The organism is Bacillus sp. JJ864 (genome assembly GCF_036963045.1).
Taxonomy (GTDB): Bacteria; Bacillota; Bacilli; order Bacillales; family Bacillaceae_G; genus Bacillus_A; species Bacillus_A pseudomycoides_C.
The window spans coordinates 1-664 of record NZ_JBALLY010000269.1; the positions used below are offsets into that span (position 1 = coordinate 1).

At 27.0% G+C, this 664-nt stretch carries 1 protein-coding gene; it reads right to left on the reverse strand.

Translation table 11 applies throughout. The annotated features are described in order from the left end of the window. Window positions 1–32: 32 nt before the first annotated feature. Entirely contained in the window at window positions 33–659 is a 627-nt protein-coding gene (locus V7024_RS24325) for a putative bacteriocin export ABC transporter (RefSeq protein WP_335524651.1), read from the reverse strand. Window positions 660–664 lie beyond the last annotated feature (5 nt).

A 664-nucleotide genomic window follows, 5' to 3' on the forward strand; every position in this document is an offset into this window, starting at 1 on the left:
ATTTTTTAGCTGTTTGTTTAAAAGCACTATTACTAACCCAAATTAATTATTCTAGAAAATGAATTTTGCAAATCAATATCATGAGTAACAACAATAATAGTTTTCCCTTCATTATGAAGCTTCTTTAACAATGTAATTACTTGATCACGATTCTCTCTATCAAGCGATCCTGTAGGCTCATCCGCCAAAATAACATCACATTTTTTCAATAAAATTCTAGCTAATGCAAGTCTTTGTTGTTCGCCACCACTTAAAGTATAAACTTTAGTTTTTAAGGAACAAAATAATCCAACTTGTTTTAATGCATCTTCCATTAAAATCTTTTTCTCTTTTTTAGAGATCTTCTGAAATTCAAGTGCAACTTCCAAATTTACATCAACTGTTTCAGTATCCATTAAAGCATAATTTTGAAATATATAACCTAAATTATTTCTAAAAAACTTTTTTCTATTCTTATAAGGATTATTATCTCCTTGAATAATAACTTTACCACTATCCGGTTCATCTAATAACCCAATTATATTAAGTAATGTAGATTTCCCTGTACCACTTTTCCCCATAATACCAACAAACTCATTATTATAAACACTAACATTAAAATCTTTAAAAATATATTGATCCCCATACTTTTTAGTGATGTTCTCTAATTTAATTTCTATTTCTT